Annotated in this window: 16 protein-coding genes; 10 read left to right on the plus strand and 6 right to left on the minus strand. The window is 43.0% G+C overall.

The window, feature by feature from the left end; all coding sequences use genetic code 11:
- Positions 1-20 precede the first annotated feature (20 nt).
- From ACIM339_RS07740 to ACIM339_RS03560, 5 genes are all read right to left on the minus strand, one after another.
- On the minus strand, positions 21-3638 hold the full coding sequence (locus tag ACIM339_RS07740) for a protease pro-enzyme activation domain-containing protein (protein ID WP_015283234.1): 3618 nt from the start codon (positions 3636-3638) through the stop codon (positions 21-23).
- A gap of 112 nt (positions 3639-3750) precedes the next feature.
- Entirely contained in the window at positions 3751-4803 is a 1053-nt protein-coding gene (locus ACIM339_RS03545; RefSeq protein WP_337954348.1) for a nucleotide pyrophosphatase/phosphodiesterase family protein, read from the minus strand.
- The gene (locus tag ACIM339_RS03550; RefSeq protein WP_015283236.1) at positions 4772-5968 is read right to left on the minus strand and encodes a cation:proton antiporter; all 1197 of its coding nucleotides are present in this window, start codon (positions 5966-5968) and stop codon (positions 4772-4774) included. Before ACIM339_RS03550 ends, ACIM339_RS03545 begins: the two co-directional genes overlap by 32 nt.
- Complete coding sequence (locus ACIM339_RS03555) at positions 5958-6404, minus strand: CBS domain-containing protein (RefSeq protein ID WP_015283237.1); 447 nt, start codon at positions 6402-6404, stop codon at positions 5958-5960. Before ACIM339_RS03555 ends, ACIM339_RS03550 begins: the two co-directional genes overlap by 11 nt.
- A 38-nt stretch (positions 6405-6442) precedes the next feature.
- Positions 6443-7495: a PAS domain-containing protein gene (locus ACIM339_RS03560; RefSeq protein ID WP_048103761.1), complete on the minus strand. Its 1053-nt coding sequence runs from the start codon at positions 7493-7495 to the stop codon at positions 6443-6445.
- A 96-nt stretch (positions 7496-7591) separates the two neighbouring features.
- Here ACIM339_RS03560 and ACIM339_RS03565 point away from each other — a divergent pair, with 96 nt between their 5' ends.
- Entirely contained in the window at positions 7592-7804 is a 213-nt protein-coding gene (locus ACIM339_RS03565; RefSeq protein ID WP_015283239.1) for a hypothetical protein, read from the plus strand.
- On the opposite strand, the gene ACIM339_RS07975 is transcribed toward ACIM339_RS03565, so the two are convergent.
- Positions 7788-7952 (minus strand): hypothetical protein, encoded by a 165-nt coding sequence (locus ACIM339_RS07975; protein WP_015283240.1) that lies wholly within the window; start codon positions 7950-7952, stop codon positions 7788-7790. The genes ACIM339_RS03565 and ACIM339_RS07975 overlap by 17 nt on opposite strands.
- Before the next feature lie 134 nt (positions 7953-8086).
- Here ACIM339_RS07975 and ACIM339_RS03570 point away from each other — a divergent pair, with 134 nt between their 5' ends.
- From ACIM339_RS03570 to ACIM339_RS03620, 9 genes are all read left to right on the plus strand, one after another.
- Positions 8087-10222 (plus strand): acetate--CoA ligase family protein, encoded by a 2136-nt coding sequence (locus tag ACIM339_RS03570; protein ID WP_015283241.1) that lies wholly within the window; start codon positions 8087-8089, stop codon positions 10220-10222.
- 482 nt (positions 10223-10704) lie between these two features.
- Positions 10705-11109, plus strand: coding sequence for a hypothetical protein (locus ACIM339_RS03580; RefSeq protein WP_048103763.1), 405 nt, complete (start codon positions 10705-10707; stop codon positions 11107-11109).
- Positions 11110-11180: 71 nt separating this feature from the next.
- On the plus strand, positions 11181-12011 hold the full coding sequence (locus tag ACIM339_RS03585) for a hypothetical protein (protein WP_162007680.1): 831 nt from the start codon (positions 11181-11183) through the stop codon (positions 12009-12011).
- Entirely contained in the window at positions 11983-12828 is an 846-nt protein-coding gene (locus ACIM339_RS03590) for an ABC transporter ATP-binding protein (protein WP_052309856.1), read from the plus strand. The genes ACIM339_RS03585 and ACIM339_RS03590 overlap by 29 nt, the downstream gene beginning before the upstream one ends.
- An 881-nt stretch (positions 12829-13709) precedes the next feature.
- Positions 13710-14180 carry a hypothetical protein gene (locus tag ACIM339_RS03600; RefSeq protein ID WP_015283247.1) on the plus strand — a complete coding sequence of 157 codons (471 nt, stop codon included), beginning with the start codon at positions 13710-13712 and terminating at the stop codon, positions 14178-14180.
- Between the two features lie 39 nt (positions 14181-14219).
- Positions 14220-15614: an acetate--CoA ligase family protein gene (locus ACIM339_RS03605; RefSeq protein WP_015283248.1), complete on the plus strand. Its 1395-nt coding sequence runs from the start codon at positions 14220-14222 to the stop codon at positions 15612-15614.
- Positions 15611-16216 (plus strand): acetate--CoA ligase family protein, encoded by a 606-nt coding sequence (locus tag ACIM339_RS03610; protein ID WP_015283249.1) that lies wholly within the window; start codon positions 15611-15613, stop codon positions 16214-16216. The genes ACIM339_RS03605 and ACIM339_RS03610 overlap by 4 nt, the downstream gene beginning before the upstream one ends.
- Positions 16217-16245: 29 nt before the next feature.
- Positions 16246-17061 (plus strand): alpha/beta hydrolase, encoded by an 816-nt coding sequence (locus ACIM339_RS03615; RefSeq protein ID WP_015283250.1) that lies wholly within the window; start codon positions 16246-16248, stop codon positions 17059-17061.
- An 18-nt stretch (positions 17062-17079) separates the two neighbouring features.
- Entirely contained in the window at positions 17080-17790 is a 711-nt protein-coding gene (locus tag ACIM339_RS03620) for a metallophosphoesterase (RefSeq protein ID WP_015283251.1), read from the plus strand.
- The last annotated feature ends 15 nt before the right edge of the window (positions 17791-17805 follow it).

Consider the following 17805-nt stretch of genomic DNA (forward strand, 5'->3'; position numbering starts at 1 on the left):
TCCCCAAAAAGAAGAAAAAATTATAGGGAAATTGATCTGGTTGGTATGGCGCAGGTTTCTATGCTGTGCGTGTGCATTGTGTAGAGTTCCTGAAGCACATCTGTATTGCTTGATGGGTCTGTGTGGTGTGCCATTGTTGATGGGTTCACGTGTATTTCTATAGAGGTACTCTCTCCGCTCAGCCAATCCACAATAGCCTTAAGCAGGGCATTACTGGTGGACGAATCAGAATTCTGGACTGCTTCGAATGAGAAGGCAGTGAACACGGTTCTGTAGGTAGAGGTATTGACGAAGTCGCCAGTAACATAGCCATCGGAGGTTGAATAGAAGAGTGCGTGGCCATAGGAGCTGAGTCCAAGTTCATCGTCGTAGTTGGTGAAGGGGTAGTTTGAGAGAGATATGGAAGAGAAGCCAGCGGCGAATGTACCGGAGACACCAGCGACTGTGGAATAGCCCACATCGTTGGCCACGTAATCCACGCCGAGGTAATTGGTTATGAACGTGTTTGAGATGCTCTCATCGTAGCCGCCAGTGACTTCGTAGAGGAAGTCCTGGGAGCTCAGGTAGAGTGCTCCACCGTTGTTGAGGTAAGTTTCAAGGTTTGACTGGTCAGTGGAAGAGAGTATGTTTGACCAGGCAGATCCGGTGGTCCAGATAACCACAGGGTACTGTTCCAGGGTGCTGGCGGAAGGAGAGCCAGATGAGCTTATATCCCACACGTCGTACGAGTACCCATCAGCGTCCAGTGCATCGGTGAAGTAAGATTTGTAAGAGGATGCACCATTGTCCAGTACGAGGAGTATTTTGAGTGTGGAAGGTGATGGGCTTGGAGGTGCCTGAGGAGTAGCAGATACCTCATTGCTGGCAGGAGACTCGCCAGCAGAGTTAACGGCAGTGACATAGTAATAGTACGTCTGTCCATTTGTGACAGATGTATCGTTGTATGAGAGTGATGAAGTTTCGGTCAGGTACGATTCACCACCACTGCTGGTACCACGATATATCTTGTACTCTGTTATTGCAGCGCCACCATTGTTTGAAGGAGCCTGCCAGGAAAGCTGTACATACCCATTACCTGCGCTTGCCTGGAGGTTCTGAGGTGCAGATGGTGCTGATGTGGATGCCTGAGGAGTAGCAGATACCTCATTGCTGGCAGGGGACTCGCCAGCAGAGTTAACGGCAGTCACGTAGTAATAATACGTCTGTCCATTTGTGACAGATGTGTCAGTATAAGATAGCGTAGAACCGCTTACTTCAGCCAGATATGATTCAGAGCCGCTGCTGGTACCACGGTATATCTTGTACTCTGTGATTGCAGCACCACCATTGCTTGAAGGAGCCTGCCAAGAGAGTGAAACCTGTCCATCTCCCGCAGTAGCCTGCAGATTCTGTGGGGCACTTGGCGCTGTTGGTGAAGATGAGCCACTGCCTACTGTAAGATTCAGCTGTATGGTATTTGTGAGATTCCCCCAGTGTCCGTTTGTGTGATTGTAAGAGTATGCTTTGAGAATGAGATTGTAGGTTCCGGCAGGCGTTGATGATGAGGTTTGTATATTAACGTTAAATGACACCGATGCTCCATTTCCAGCTGGATGTACATAGTTTGTAGAATAGCTCACACTTGCCCCTGATGGCAGGCCGCTTATCTGGAAATGTCCCACATCGGTGGTCCAGTCATATGGAAACTCCACATTTATTGTGTATGTTGCGGAATCTCCTGCATTGATCGACATACTGGTTGAAGAAGAACTCAAGGTGAAACCAATATCATGAATGAAATTCCAGGCGTTTATAACTCCCCAACCAGAAACCTGATCCCAGCCTGTACCTGCGGATCCACCACCTCCAGTTGCCCCCTGGGTAACGTCAAAGTATGGGGGTGAATTGGAATACATCCCATTGTGGTAGTAATCGTATCCAAGCTTGTAGATGATGGGGTTTAGGAAACCGAGTCCATGATTTGAAATTCTGTAGTTCACTCCTACGTATGCGTCCATCATTGCCACCATACCAGCAGTAACAGGACACGCCACAGACGTACCAGCCACTGAACTCCACTGGGTACCGCTACTGCTGCTAACATAAATGAGGGTATGATTTCCCATGGCGGAAACATCCGCCGTTACTCTACCATTGTAACTCCCAATGTAGTCACTCTGCCAGGATGGTTCGGAGTATACAGAACTCACGCCACTCTGAGTTCCCCAGTGATCCCCTGCGCTATTGGTACTTGTGGTATCGTACCATACAACCTCATTACTTCTTGGATCTGCAATGTTTGTGTTGTATCCCATGGTGGCATAATCGTCAAGGGTAGTGTGATCAACGCCGTTTGGTATGGGAGTTGTTCCTCCAACGGCAAGGAATCCATAATTATCATAGGCTGCTGTTGAAGGCTCACTTGGAGAGGTGGTGTCTCCATCATCTCCACTTGAGGCCATAACGGTTACACCCATCGCCTCCAGGGCCTTAACATCGTTCATTGTTGTACTGCTCACCTGATAATCTCCACCACCCCAAGAATTACTCACAGCAACCAGAACAGGGCTGCTTTCAGCTGCGAGTGTATTCAGAATGTAATTGTACTCATTGTCCGGGAAATTGCTCTCAGAAGGCCCACCATTGCTTCCTCCAGGCCCGTAGACGCAGAATGCATCAACTCCTGGCGCAAGGGTTCCCACCATCTCAAGATCGAGCTCATTCTCCGTGGATACCTGCCCATCTGTATTGCTTCCTGGGGCCACAGTACCACTTGTCCCGTAGTAGTGCACTGTGGACATTACTCCAAGATTTTGAATCCATGTGGGTATCACATGCTGATAATAATATGTGACGGCATCTGGGTCAAATGGAGCGTATTGATTTCCGTAAGAATCTGCACCTTCCCAAAGGACGGTTGCAACCCTCAAACCTGTGGCGAAAATATGGGTGTTGCTTGCGGATCCGTCGGGTGTGTTGTTGTAAAGTTCGTAAACATGGTACATTTTGGATACATCTGCACCACTGAGGTAATCTATTCCACTTGATGCAGTGTAGTAGTGCAGTTTGAATCTGGTTGCATTATTCAAACCATTGATGCCTGAGATTATGTTTTTCAGGTCAAGTGGCACACTGGGGGAATTTATCGCTGCGAAATAATATCTGTTCAGAGACGGGTTGTTTGATTTGAAGTACCCAAACTGCACATGCAGAAGATTTCCAATCTTTTTGAAGGTATCATGGATCACTATGGCATTTCTCATGGGATAGGTGTATGCTATGTGCACATTGTTATTCTTTATCCAGTTGAGCACCTGGATATATTCCTGTATTGGGGGCGCATATCTCTCTTTGAATTCCTGATAACTCAGGTATTTCCCAAAATTGGGCGAATAAGGATTATTTACTTCCTTCAAAAACTCATTCAGATTTTCCTCGTTTCTCCAGTTTAATCCTATGGTTACCCATATCTTCTGGCTGGGATTCACATACCCTATGAAAGTTCCCTGATTCAGAATCTGAGAATTGAATCCACTGGATATGGGTACCATGTTCTCTCCGTTGGCAGAGGCTGCAAAAATTGCCACAGAAAACACGCTTAAGACCATCAATGCAGCCACTATCCATATTATTCCCATATTTTTCTTCCTGTATTTCATTCCATCTACCACCTATGCTAGGCAATCACATGCATGCGTCATGCGAAAGCCTAGCATTGCAGGGGATATGCATTACGATTATTTATCTTTTATCTTTATTTAAATACATAGATCAGGGTTCGTACAGAATGAAAGGCACATACATTTCCTCCTCGCTCAATCCTCCGTGTAACCCTCTTGCGTAGAAATTTTCGTACCATACACCTTCATGTTTTTCTGGAAGGAGAACCATATCAGGGATTCGCAATTTCAGTCTATTGTTCTCCTTTCCCGGACCCAGCAGATTTAAAAAATTCCCTCTGTCTAAAACCCTCAGATCCTCAGGTATCTGCTCCTCTCCATAGATGAACATATCCCTTGGTCCTCCTCCGGGAAGTGCGGTTTTTAATGGAATAATCCTTTTTTTCCTTATTTCTATTTGCCCGTGATCTGCTGAAACGATTATTGTTGCTCTCATATCTTTTTTTAATTTTTCAACTTCACTGAATATCCTTTTCAACATCTCCTCTGTTTCCTTTGAATTTGGTCCATAGGCATGCTGCACAGTGTCAAGGTAGTCTATGTATAGATAAATGAAATCACTCTTATCTCTTTTTATCTTCCTGAAAGCATCTGTGAGGTTTTCGTAGTCCTTTATCTCCGCACCTCTCAGCATGTGTGATGAGTAAGTGGCATGTGCGTATTCCTTTCTCATATAGGCTGAACATGTTATGCCCTTGGAACTCATCTTTTGGAATATTGTGGGTAGATGGAAAATGGGCTCAGGGCTCACGCCCAGGTGCAGAAGTGCATCATTTTCATCCGAATGCATTGGTGAAAATGGGAGCGTTTTTATGATTCCCCCGTACTCTTCGTAGTACATGTACCATTCCAGCACTGCATGCTCCCTTGGGGATAGTCCCGTGTAAAGGGTGGTCAGCGCTGCCGCGGTTGTGCTTGGAAAAACGGATGTTATTTTTTTCATAGTGGAGCCGTCTGAGTGTTTTTTGATAAGGTTGTATCCCAGTGCATCCACAAGTATGAAAACAAGGGAATTTACCTGAACATCGCCAAATCCTTCCAGTGCTAAGGGGGTGTGCAAGCCCATCATGTTAAGTATGGTGTGGGGTATGTTGTAAACCCCGTTTTTGTAGTCAGGAAACACCTGCATTTTCAATCCCTTCATACATCTTCTTCAGAGCCAAGGGCACCGTGAGGGATGATACTATCACGTACAAAATAGTTAGGGTTATGACCTGTGTTCCCAGAATATTCCCAAATATCCCAGATCCGTATGCAAGTGTGGCTATTACAAGGGCAACTTCCATTTCAGGAACCATACCGAACCCAACCCTTAAACTTTCCCTGCTTGTTAGTGAAGATATTTTTGAACCCAGAGCACAGCCAACAATCTTTCCCAGAAAAACGATGGGTATAACGGCAAGAAGTAAAAGATTGAACCCCTCTAAATTTTGAAATTCTACAAGAGTTCCAACCTTAACGAAAAATACGGGTATGAAGAGAGAGTAGGCAATCATCTTCACAGGTTCAACAATTTTCCTTTCCTCACGGGACTGGCCTATGAACAGGCCCACAAAGAAAGAGCCCGTTATGGTTGCTATGTGCGCTAGGTCAGCAAAGTAGGCAAAGAGGAACATGAATCCCAGAGAGATGGATACGAGTGCGTATCTGCCATGCAAACTTCTATCCACATATTTTAGAGCACGATCCATCAAATTGTATCTATACACCATATACAGGCCAGCAAAGAAAACCACCATACCTATCAAAATTTCTATGATCTCTCCACTTCCCAGCACGATGGTTACCAGTATTATTCCAAATATATCGTCAGCTACGGCCGCTGTCAGTACTGTATTTCCAACCTTAGTGTTTAGAATGCCCAAGTCCATCATGGTGCGCACTGTAACCCCCACGCTTGTGGCTGTGAATATTGTTGCAAAAACCATGGACTGCTGTACTGACATTTTCAGGACAAAGAATGAGAAGAGATACACAAACAAGAGTGTAAGAGTGACCCCAAGAGAACCTGCAAGAAGCCCAGATTTTCCGGATTTCTTCAAGTCTGAAAAATTAGTTTCCATCCCTGATAGAAAAAGAAGCAGCAATATTCCCGTTTCGGCAAAGAAATCAAAGGCTGGATGTTTTATATCAAAATTCAATGGAAATGAGTAGTTTCCGACTATCAGACTCTGTGGCAGGGCGAAAGCTATGGCAGAAAAAATAATGCCGATGGAAATCTCTCCAATAACGGGTGGCTGTCCCTTCCTCATGAACAGCTCGTCCATGATCTTTGCCAGTATAAGGGCCAGGGCCAGTTCAATCAGCATTTTTGTCACTCTCAATGTGTGCCACAATAAGTTCCAATATGCTCAGGTTACCTGTTACGTGAAGTCTCTCATCCACAACTGGAATTTCCTCTAATCTGTTCTTGAACATCTTTATCAGCGCATCTTCAACATCATCCTCATCTCTTACGTATACCGGTGAAAGCATTATGTCCTTGGCGGTGGGGGATGTGCTCAACAGCATTGGGAATCTATAAAGTACATACTCCTGTGGGATACTCCTGTAATAGATGTACTGAATAAGTTCCATAACCGGTATTATGCCAGTCAGAACTTCATCGTCGTTTACCACATAAACCGTACGGGTTCTGGCATCCTCTACTATTTTTTTCGCCACCTCGGCAAGTGTGCAACTCTCTTTCACGATGGAGGGTTCTGAGGTCATAAGGGATCTTATCTCTCCCACGCGTTTGGGCATGATGAATAAATGCTCTCATTCCCAATAAAATTTTCCGGTCATATGTTTTTCAGAACTTTTAGCAATCTTTCTGTGTTCTCCCAGCGCTGATCTATCCTCTGAGTTATACTCTCTATCCTTTCCACCTGCTCTATTATCTTTCCTTTCAGATCATCATCGTTCACCATACCTTCTGCCAATCCCATTATCACGGCCAGTGGATTTCTGATACCGTCCGCGAGAAGTGCAAAGTTCTGTATGTTACTCTCAAGTTCCTTGTAAGCCAGATCTCGGGCCAGATTTAAGTGTCTCTCCCTTATGGCTATGCTCAGGTTGTCTGCCATTATCTTGAGAGCCTTTACATCCTCCGAGGTGAGCTCGTAAGGCTCATTTCTCAGTAGAACCACGAGTCCTATGAAATTTTCATCTATCCCCATAGTGAGAAACAGGTAGTTTCCACCGTCTATTCTCTTTGTGTGGACCTCCTCTTTACACATATCTTCTTCAATTTCATATTTGTCTTCAAAATTCCAGTCTGCACCGTATCTGCTCACGGTTTTCAGTCCCTCCTCGCTTTTCAGAATAATCCAGGAAGCGTCAAAGTTGTCATTCTCGCATATTATTCTTGTTGCCTCTTTGAGCATCATGTCCATATTTTTTTCCCTGAGTAGCACAGAATCCATATTTATAAGGGTGCTAACCAGAGATGTGTAGCGTTGAAGGGACTCTATGAGTTTGAGACCAACCTCCTTTACAACGGTTATGTCCCTTGCAAAGTGGAGAACCCTTCTACCCTCACCCGGGATTTCCACAGGCACAACCTCAACTATGAAATCTCCAACTATGGTGTTCATCTCGTTTATGGCCCTTCTCTCACCCCTTTTCTTCATCTCCAAAAACGGGCAATCCTCAGGGGGATTGTCTGTGTTGTGAAAAATCCGATAGCATTTTTCTCCGACGATATCCTTTTTTTCCTTTCTCAGAAGTTTAAGGGTTGTTTCGTTTACATCAAGAATCGTTTGATCCTCATCGAGAATTATGATTGATTCGGGTGAATAGTTGAAAAGGTAATCCCATTTCAGTTTCCACAAATCATCTGGATTGACATACATTGGCATAGCATGCCCTCATCTTATTTTAAACCTTTCAAATGTTAAGTGTGCCAAAATGGGGGATAGTATTAAGTAGTATTAATCGCATTACTAATTATGGTTGCGGATCCGCATTCTTGGTGCATTCTTGCTCTCTTGGTTTTGATTGGCATAGTGCTGCTTGGGAGAATAATACTGAAAATAGCCCTGTGGATAATAATCATACTTGTTGTGCTCATCGTAATAGGCGGGGGTGTGGCCCTCATATTCAATATATTGAGCTCTTTGAGCATAATGCAGGTTATCCCACAACTCACTGCAATTTTTTAGGTCTGGAGCATATGGCCTGCTCATCCCCGTCGAAAAAAACCTCTCTATCCGGATATTTTTTGGCAAGTTCCATCATAATCTCGTACAACTCGCCAACGGTGATTTCCGGATGCTCCGAGAGCCTAAGATGAACTATTTTTTCCTCCATTCAATTATGAAAATATTTTGCCCTATTTATACTTAACTCAAACCCGAAACCAAAAGTTAAATCGCAAATAGACAGATGACGAAGTGCAAATTTATTATGTTTAAATGCAATCACGGAAAAAGGAGGTAATTAAAATGGAAAATTTAGACCCGATATTCAAACCAAAAAGTATAGCAATCGTCGGAGCAAGCAGGGATCCAAAGGCCATAGGACATCAATGTGTTAAGAATCTCATAGATTCTGGATATGAGGGTAAGATATACCCTGTCAATCCCAAGGCCGATGAGATTGCAGGTCTCAAATGCTATCACAGTGTAACTGAGATACCTGACGAGGTTGATATTGCCCTCATCGTTGTACCGGCAAAGTATGTTCCTGCAGTTACGGAGGAGTGTGGAAAGAAGGGAGTAAAGGGACTCGTTATCATAGCCTCAGGGTTCAGTGAGGTTGGACGTGAGGACCTTGAAAGGGAGGTTGTGGAAATAGCACACAAGTACGGAATGCGCATTCTGGGTCCTAATGTTGTGGGCATAATGAACAATCCCCTTAAGATGAACGCATCCTTTGGTCCGTATCTTCCGTATCCCGGAAAGGCAGCCATGATATCTCAGAGCGGTGCGTTGCTAATAGCCATGGATGCCCGTACCTGGGTGGATAAGGTTGGCATATCTCATATGATAAGCATTGGAAACATGGCGGATCTGGATTTTGGAGATCTTATTGAGTATTTCAACAAGGATGAGGATACAAATGTTATTTCGCTCTACATAGAGGGCGTTAAGGATGGGCGCAAGTTCCTCAATGCAGCCAAGAACTCCAAGAAGCCCATAATCGCGCTCAAGGCCGGTACTTCAAAAAGGGGTGCGGCTGCCGCAGCATCGCACACGGGAAGCCTTGCGGGAAGCACCAAAATTTACGAGGCAGCGTTCAAGCAGGGGCACATCGTATGGGCTGAGAACCTCAACGCTCTCTTCGATGAAACCATGGCTCTGGCCCTTCAGTCCCCAATGCGTGGCGACAATCTTCTCATAATAACAAATGGTGGTGGAGTGGGGGTTCTTGCAACTGATGCTGCTGAGAGATACGGAGTGCCTATAAAGGATGCCCCTGATGATCTCAAGCTGCTAATGTTCAAGCACATGCCTGAGTTTGGCAATCCAAAGAACCCTGTTGACCTCACAGGTATGGCAGACAGACCTCAATACGAGGGTTCAATAAGGGATGCCCTCAAGCACGACTGGGTTGATGGCGTGGTTGTTCTCTACTGCGAGACATCATTCACGGACCCGATGAACATAGCCGAGGGCATTTACAAGGCTTACAAGGATAGTGGTGCCAGCAAGCCAATAGCCGTGAGCCTTGTGGGTGGAGAGCGTAGTGTCAAGGCCGGAGAGTGGCTGATAGAGCATGGCATACCCTATTACGATAGCCCCCATGCAGCCGTGCGTGCTCTTGCTGCCCTGAGAACTTACGGAAGGTATCTTGAGAAGGCATCCAAGGAATTCGTGCCCTACAAGGTTGACAAGCAGAAGGTTGAGGCGATCATAGGAAAGGCAAAGGCCTGTGGAAGATCCCTGTTAACGGAGCCCGAGGCAAAGGAGGTATTTGCCGCCTATGGCCTGCCCGTGCCAAAGGGTAAGATGGCCAAGAATGTGGAGGATGCGGTGAAGATTGCCCGTGCAGTTGAGTATCCTGTGGTTATGAAGATAGTCTCGCCCAACATAGTGCACAAGAGCGATGCCGGAGGAGTGAAGGTGAACATAAAGAGCGATGATGAAGTTCGTAGAGCATTTGAGGAGATCATAGAGAACGCACAGCGCTACGATCCCCGCGCGGAAATACTGGGTGTTTATGTGCAGCATATGGAACCATGGGGCACGGAAACAATAATAGGAAGCGTCAATGACTCGCAGTTTGGACCCACAGTGATGTTCGGTCTCGGAGGCATATTCGTGGAAATTTTGAAGGATGTCACATTCCGCATAGCGCCGTTCAGCAAGGATGAGGCCCTTGACATGGTGAAGGAGATAAAAGGATACGGAATACTCCGCGGCGCTAGGGGTGAGAAGCCTAGGGATATAGAGGCCATAGCGGATGCGGTTAGCAGATTATCGCAATTGGTCTGGGACTTCAGGGATTACATAAAGGAGGTGGATGCTAATCCAGTGATTGTTTACGAGAAGGGTCTCAGCGTGGTGGATGCCAGAATAATACTGAAAACTGAGAAGAGCTCCAAGGTGACTCCCAAACCCTTGGACAAGTGCGCTTAAGCGCACACACTTTTTTTATTGATGTTTATAACCGATATATATAGCAAAGTTATACCTACTCTTGGTGATTCCATGAAAAGACAAAAAAAGTCTTTATGGAATAACCGGAATTATAGGGACTACAGTGATTACACTTATGCTACTTTCTGTGTTGATACCATTCAGCGCCTTTGCTGAAAATAATAATTTAGGAACAACGCATGGGAACGCTATATTTCTAAAGAAAGTTACCCTAGAAAGAAAGGATGTCTATGGGAATGCCGTGGACTGTGTTTTGGAGGCGTATTTCGTTTATGGGGATTACGGAGAGAATTCAATTGTTTATATATGTTTATATATAAAGAATACCTATCTCCTTCTACCGATGATTCTAATTGGTACCTTAAAAAGGCATCTTCAACGGATCCAACAACGATAATTGTATTAAGTTCTCCGTATTCTGGTGGCCATCACAATTCCGTATAGGTACCATCACACCCTCTTTGATAGAGAAAGAAGAGCAGGCAGGTACTGTAACTTATTCATTTGGTATCTCTGCAAGTGCTTCAGTTTATGCAGAAGCAGCATCTGTGACCATGTCGGCATCTTCTTATGTTACATGGAGCATCTATGTTTACTATTATAAATTCGGCTGGAGACAGCATACTGAGGATACTTCCTCATGGTATGGGGAGGTAACTGGAGATCTGGAGTTTGGTAGATCCTTCACTGGAGGAGTGGCCATGGCCTATTTAAGTTCTGGTGAACAGAGTATACATTACTCTTTCGAGGGAAAATTTCATCATGATTGCTGGTATGATCCTTTTGATGATTTTGATAGTGATATAACCCTGAATGGAGATTTTACAGTATACCTCAGTGGTGGCGGTGGTGGAGTTATTGAATAATTTTTTTACTTTTTTTCCAAAAAAAAAAATAAATATATCTACATGTATTAGGTAGGTGAGTGATTTATATGATGAGCAAGAAAACCCTCACTATAGTAATAATCCTGATACTGCTGGGTGCGGGAGCTGGTTATTACATGTACACCCACCATGGTAGTGGTTTGGTGATTCTAACTGTGGAAAGTGAAAAGAGCAGGTACTCCATGGGCGAGAACGTGAATATCATTGTAAAGGTGAAAGCAATAAATGTTGATAATTTTGAGGTTGTTGCCTCTTCAAAATATCCATGTGTTGATGGAATCTACATATTCTATTTCCCTTCCCTTAAGGAGTTAAAAAATGTAACCTCACAGATTTCACAGGGTGTCTATTATTCTATCCCTCCTGGAAGTGAATATTATGGATTAATTCATTTTGATATTACAAAGCAAAAAACTTATAGGTATCTCTGGAACGACTCAGTTTTTTATGTAGACGATGTTAATTCAGATCCGGAGAATGTACATTATTATAGGGCCCCCGCAGGTTATTACCTCTTGTACATAGAAGGCATACAAAAGTGGAAGCTCTGGGGTAATAATACTGACTTTAAGGTTGTATACAACAATATGTCCTATTTTTATCTTGGAGGTTTAAATTATACAATAAAAAATAATTTGCTACATATTAACTCCTCCAGCCCTCTTAAATTTGAAGGAAAGTTGGAAATATGGCAGTACAATGAACTTAATAATAGTGAGAGTTATTATAGAACCATATCCTTTAATTATTCGGGAATGGGTATTTCTCTGAATCTTTCCAAGTATCTTTCTCTAGGAAAGGATTATATATTATACCTTGACACACCGTATGGAAAATATAAGGTGGGATCCTATGAACCTTCTGCAGGTAAAAAATCTTAAAAAAACATACTCCAAATGGAGGCATCCGGTAAGGGCTTTAAGAGGCGTATCATTTAGCATAGAGAGGGGTGAAGTTGTGGGTCTTGTCGGTCCAAATGGAGCAGGCAAGAGTACCCTGATAAAGATAATTGTTGGTTTTCTGAGGGAAGATGGCGGCAGGGTTGAACTCAGGACAAAAAAACCGATAGGGTATGTTCAGGAGTACCCCACATTTTTTGATTCATCTGTGGAATTAAATTTAAAATACATTGCGGAACTCACTGATGTACCCGTAGAGAATGTGTATTCTCTTATTGAAAAGTTCGGGTTGCATGGAAAGGAGAAGATAAACCCTTCAAATCTTTCCAAGGGACAGCAAAAAAGGCTGGCCATAATAAGGGCCCTAATCCACAATCCTGATTTTATGGTTATGGATGAGCCATTTTCTGGTTTGGATCCGTCTATGGCGATAGGGATAAGAAAAATCATTGAAGAATTAAAAGATAAAAGGAAGACGATTTTTATATCCTCCCACAATCTTCTTTATTTAACGCCCGTATGTGATAGAGTAATTTTTATGAACCAAGGGAAGATTGTTGGCGATTATAATTTTGGAAGATCTGTTATTTTGAAAGTTATTTTTAAGGGTGAGTTGCCAGAGGATTTTAAGAAATATTCCAATGGTGAGGAGGAACTCCTAATTGAAACCAACAGAGAAAACATACCGGGAATAATAAGAGAACTGGTGAATGGGAACCTGGATATATACGAGGCGAAAATAGAGGGTTTGGACAGGATATATGAAAGAATTTATATGGGTGGTGAAGATGAAAAATGACTTTCTTACAAATATTAAATACATATTTATATTCAACAAATATTATATTTTAATATCGCTAACACTTGTATTTTTTATCAGTTTAATAGCCTCTTACGATCAGGCAAATTCCTTCAGTCAATGGTATTTCTATTATATAGCGCATTCTAAAAATATAAATTACCAGGACATAATCAATCAAATTGAAAATAGTTTCTCTATGTTTTGGTTTAATAGTATTTTTATGATATCAATATTTGTATTTCCAATAGCGAGCATTGTAACATCTAAGTATGAAGTGAATGACATGAATCAGTATGTTCTTATGTTTAATTATTCCAGAATATCCGTATTTCTCTCTTATTTGATATCATTAATTGTTATGGGGTTTTTGATAATTTTAGTTAATTGGATTATTTTTATCTTTATATTCTATTATTTAACAGGATTTTTGGAATTTTATTTCAGTTTATTCTTTTTTGCCGTTGTGACATTTATTCTTCTTCTATTTCTCGGGGGTGCAATTGGCTTTTTAATTAGAAAAACTTCATGGAGTGTTATAATATCAATTTTTCTCTTTATTTTATTATTAATGGTGAGTGCTATGGCCTATAATAATGGCATCAATTATTTAGAACATCTACACAATATAAGTAGCGTTCAGGAGTATAGAAATGCTTTTCCATTGGTGTGGAAAATTTTGGTTTTTCTAAATCCAATTTATATATTCCGTAATGTAGTGAATTTACTGCTTTATCCTCAAACCATTTCTATTTCTTCTCAGATATCCTTGGTAGATTTTCCTTCGATAATTTTTCTTTATTTAGTTTGGTATATATCTGTCATATTGGTGGGATATTTCATCTTTGTGTACAGACATCCCATAAGGAAGGTGGTGAAAAATGAGTAAGAAAGGATATATTTTTTTAATAATCATAATCGTTGGAATAGTGGTTGTTGCAGCGGCGATAAATATGCAGCAGAAGCCAAAGAGAAGAAGTCAGTTACCTCCTGAGTTCAGGCCCAGTGGAACACTTGTTGAAACCTTCAGCATATCCGGAGTTGGAGAAAAGGGATTTTATGTGAACAAAACATGGAAATACATGGAGGTTTGGATAAGTTACGATGCTTCTACTGTGAGTCCAAACAGTTCTGTGCTGCTTTACGATAGCGAGGGACATCTTCAGAATAAATTCAATATTGAATATTTAAATAAACCTGGGACTAAATTAGAGGAAAGTGCAGAAATTACTCTATATAGTCCTCCTTTAATAAAAGGGCCCTATGGAGAGTGGAAAGTGGTGTACAACCTACCCAAGGATGCTGATTTCAAAGTATCCATATACGAAACGCCTCTAAATTCAACCAAATAGTAGGCAATCTTTTTAATTCTCCTCGCCATTCCCTTTTTTATGTTTGAGAGACTCATAGCCCCTGAGAGCATAGCAGTCATAGGAGCATCACACAATCCCAAGAAAATTGGCTATGTGGTGCTTGAAAATTTAAAAAACAATGGTTATGCTGGAAGAGTTTATCCCGTAAATCCAAAGGGCGGCGAAATTTTGGGTTTCAGGGTTTACAGGGATGTGGAATCTCTGCCCGAGGATGTTGATCTGAGCGTTATAACACTTCCAGCTGAACTCACTGTAAATATTTTTGAGTCCGTGGCAAGGAAATCAAGGTTCATAATACCCATTGCTGGCGGCTTCGGAGAAACCGGGCCCAGGGGAAAGGAAATGGAGAGAAAGATACTTCAGGACGCGAGGAAACATGGGGCCAGGATTATAGGGCCAAACACGGTGGGCATATATGTTCCAAGCACAGGGGTGAACACGGCACTGGTGGTTCCTGAGCGCTCAAGATTTCCGGGGGATGGTGATATAGCCTTCATAACTCAAAGTGGAGCTCTCGGCCTTCTAACCATGGATTCCTTTGCAATGTACGATGTTGGTTTTAGGGCATTCGTAAATCTGGGCAACAGAGTTGATGTTAACGAAAACGAGCTCCTGAAGTATTTTGGTGAGGATGAGAAAAGCAGGGTGGTAATTCTTTACATCGAGAGCTTCCGCGATGGAAGGGACTTTATGCGCATTGCAAGGAAGGTGAGCAAAAATAAGCCCATTGTTGTGCTCAAGGCTGGAAGGACTAAGCGAGGGTCCAAGGCAGCGAGTTTACATACCGGGGCGTTGGGAGGCAGCGATGCCGTTGCCAACGGAGCCTTCAAGCAATGCGGAGTGATACGCGCCTACGATGAAGTTGAACTTGTCGATTATGCTCGTGCTCTTGCTTATGGAAAGCCCATAGGGGGAGAGAGAATCGCCGTTGTCACCTCTGCGGGAGGTGTTGGAGTTGTAACCACAGATTACATCGAGAGCAATGTTCGTGGTATAGGTATGAAAATGGCTGAATTGAGCGAGGAGATCAAGCGTAGAATAAAGGAAGAGGTTGTGCCCTTTGCATCGGTGGAGAATCCTGTGGATATGACTGCACAGGCAAGCGATGATGACTACGATGGTGTGCTTGCCGCTTTGAACGAGGACCCAAATGTGGATGCCATTCTCGTGTATGCCCTCTTTCAGACTCCTCTGATAAGCGAGAAACTGGTGGATATAATTACAAAATGGCACAGAGAGGGTAAGAAGCCCATTGTTGTGGGTACCATTGGGAGTGAATTTGCCATGAATATGTTTCGGAAGTTTGAGAAGAATCGCGTTCCCGTGTTTATGGGAATAGAGCGCAGTGTCAAGGCTGTGAAGGTCCTTCATGAAAGGGCCAGAATTCTGGATTATCTGGAGGGAGAGGAATGAATGAATATGATGCAAAGGAAATGCTCAAAAAATACGGAATAAAGGTGCCAAATGGTGCCCTTGTTGAAAATCTGGATGATCTGGAAAAATTGAATTTGAAATACCCCCTTGTTGCCAAGGTTGCAAGCGAGAAAATTCTTCACAAGACAGATGTTGGAGGGGTGATTCTAAACATTGGCAGCAGGGAAGAATTGAAAAATGCAGTGAAAAATCTCATGGACAAATTCCATGCTCCAGTGCTTGTGGAAGAGATGCTCCATGGGGGTGTGGAGATAATAGTTGGTGTGACAAAAGATCCATCCTTTGGCCACGTCATAATGTTCGGCCTTGGGGGCATATTCACCGAGATTCTCAGGGATGTTACATTCAGGGTTATTCCCATAGGCAGGAAGGATGCAGAGATGATGCTCTCAGAGATCAAGGGAAGAAAAATACTTGAAGGATACAGGGGAACGAAGGTTGACAGGGAATCTATTATTGAGTTGCTTCTCAGAATCTCAGAACTCGTAGAAGAGAATCCAGATATTGAGGGCATTGACCTGAATCCAGTGCTTGCAAGGGAGAAAGATTGTGTTGTGCTGGATGCCAAGATAATACGATAAATTTAAGAGCGTGTGTGAGATGCTCTATCATGCAGGAGATGAGAGTGGATGGCCTTTACGGCAGGTACTATTCTGGAGATAAAGGAACCATAGTGATGCTCCACGGCCTTCTTTCTTCCATGGGTGAGTTTGGTGATTATCCTGAGAAATTCAACTCCTCTGGCTACGCGGTCCTCATAATTGATTTTGAAGGCCATGGAAAAAGTGCAGGAAAGAGGGGATATGAGAGCATTGAGAAGAACATAAAAAACCTAGAAAAATGGATTGAGCATCTAAAGAATGGGAATCTGCTCAATAGGCCTCTGATCATAATGGGCCACAGTTTGGGAGCAGCCACAACAATATATGCGCTTGCCCGAGGAATTGGCGATATGGGTGTGGCCTTGGCTCCTCCATCCTCAATAAAGGAGGAGTTGAATGCGGGGGAGAGAATTGGATTGCCCCTGATTTATGCATTTGGAAAACTCGTTGAGAAGATAACTGGCAGAGATTATTACATAAACTATCGTGTTGATTACTCCTCTTTATTTACCGATGAGAAATTGGCCGATAGAGCAAGAAAGTTAAATTATCTGGAAAACAAACTCTGGATTGGCTCTTACAAACCACTTATGTCCGTAGATACCTTGACTCAGGCGAGGAAGGTCCACAGACCCTGCATGGTTGTTATTCCCTCCGAGGATAGGGTTGTGAAGCCGGAGAACGGGAGGAGGGTCTACGATGCACTTTCAGGTCCAAAGGAAATATATATTGCTGAGGGATACGGACATTCCATAATGCTTGCAGACAGGGGCGATGTATTTGAGAGAATTTTAAAATTCATAGAGAGGCAAAGAAATAAATAATTAGGGATATTGGAGTGTGTGGAAGAGATAAATCTGGGGGATATCACTCTTACGAGGTACTTCATGCTCTACCTTGAAGATTACGAGACCGCAGTTATGGCTGATTTTCATCTGGGCTACGAGGATGTGATGGCCCAAAAAGGAGTTTTCCTTCCCAAATTGCAATATCCCTACATCATGGACATGCTCGAAAAAATTTTTGAGAGGTACGACCCCCGAAGTTTTATTATAGATGGTGATTTAAAGCACGAATTCTCCAGAAACATGCCCCAGGAATGGAAAGAAATTGAGAGCGTAGTTGATTTCATCAGGGATAGAAGTAAACTAACTGTTGTTCGGGGAAATCACGATAATTTTCTGAGAAGCATACTGAAGCGTCGGGAAGTACCCTTGGTGGATTCCTTTGTTCTTGGAAACTATGTTTTTACCCACGGCCACAGGTATTTGGATGTACCGGAGGGGAAGACCCTCATAATGGGACATGAGCATCCATCCATAACTCTGAGAGATGAGATTTATGCATCGGCCAAGTATCCCTGTTTTCTCCTAACAAGTAAACTTATTGTTTTGCCCGCATCAAGTCTTTACGCCTACGGGACGGACATAACGAGGAATGATTACATATCACCAATACTTAGAACCACATCCCCTGATTTTGAAATATTTGTCATAGATGAGAGGGAAGGCCTCGTTGCTCTTGGAAAAATGCACGGTGAAAAATTTATTTAGTGAAAAAAACATAGG

This window comes from Aciduliprofundum sp. MAR08-339 (genome assembly GCF_000327505.1).
Taxonomy (GTDB): domain Archaea; phylum Thermoplasmatota; class Thermoplasmata; order Thermoplasmatales; family Aciduliprofundaceae; genus Aciduliprofundum.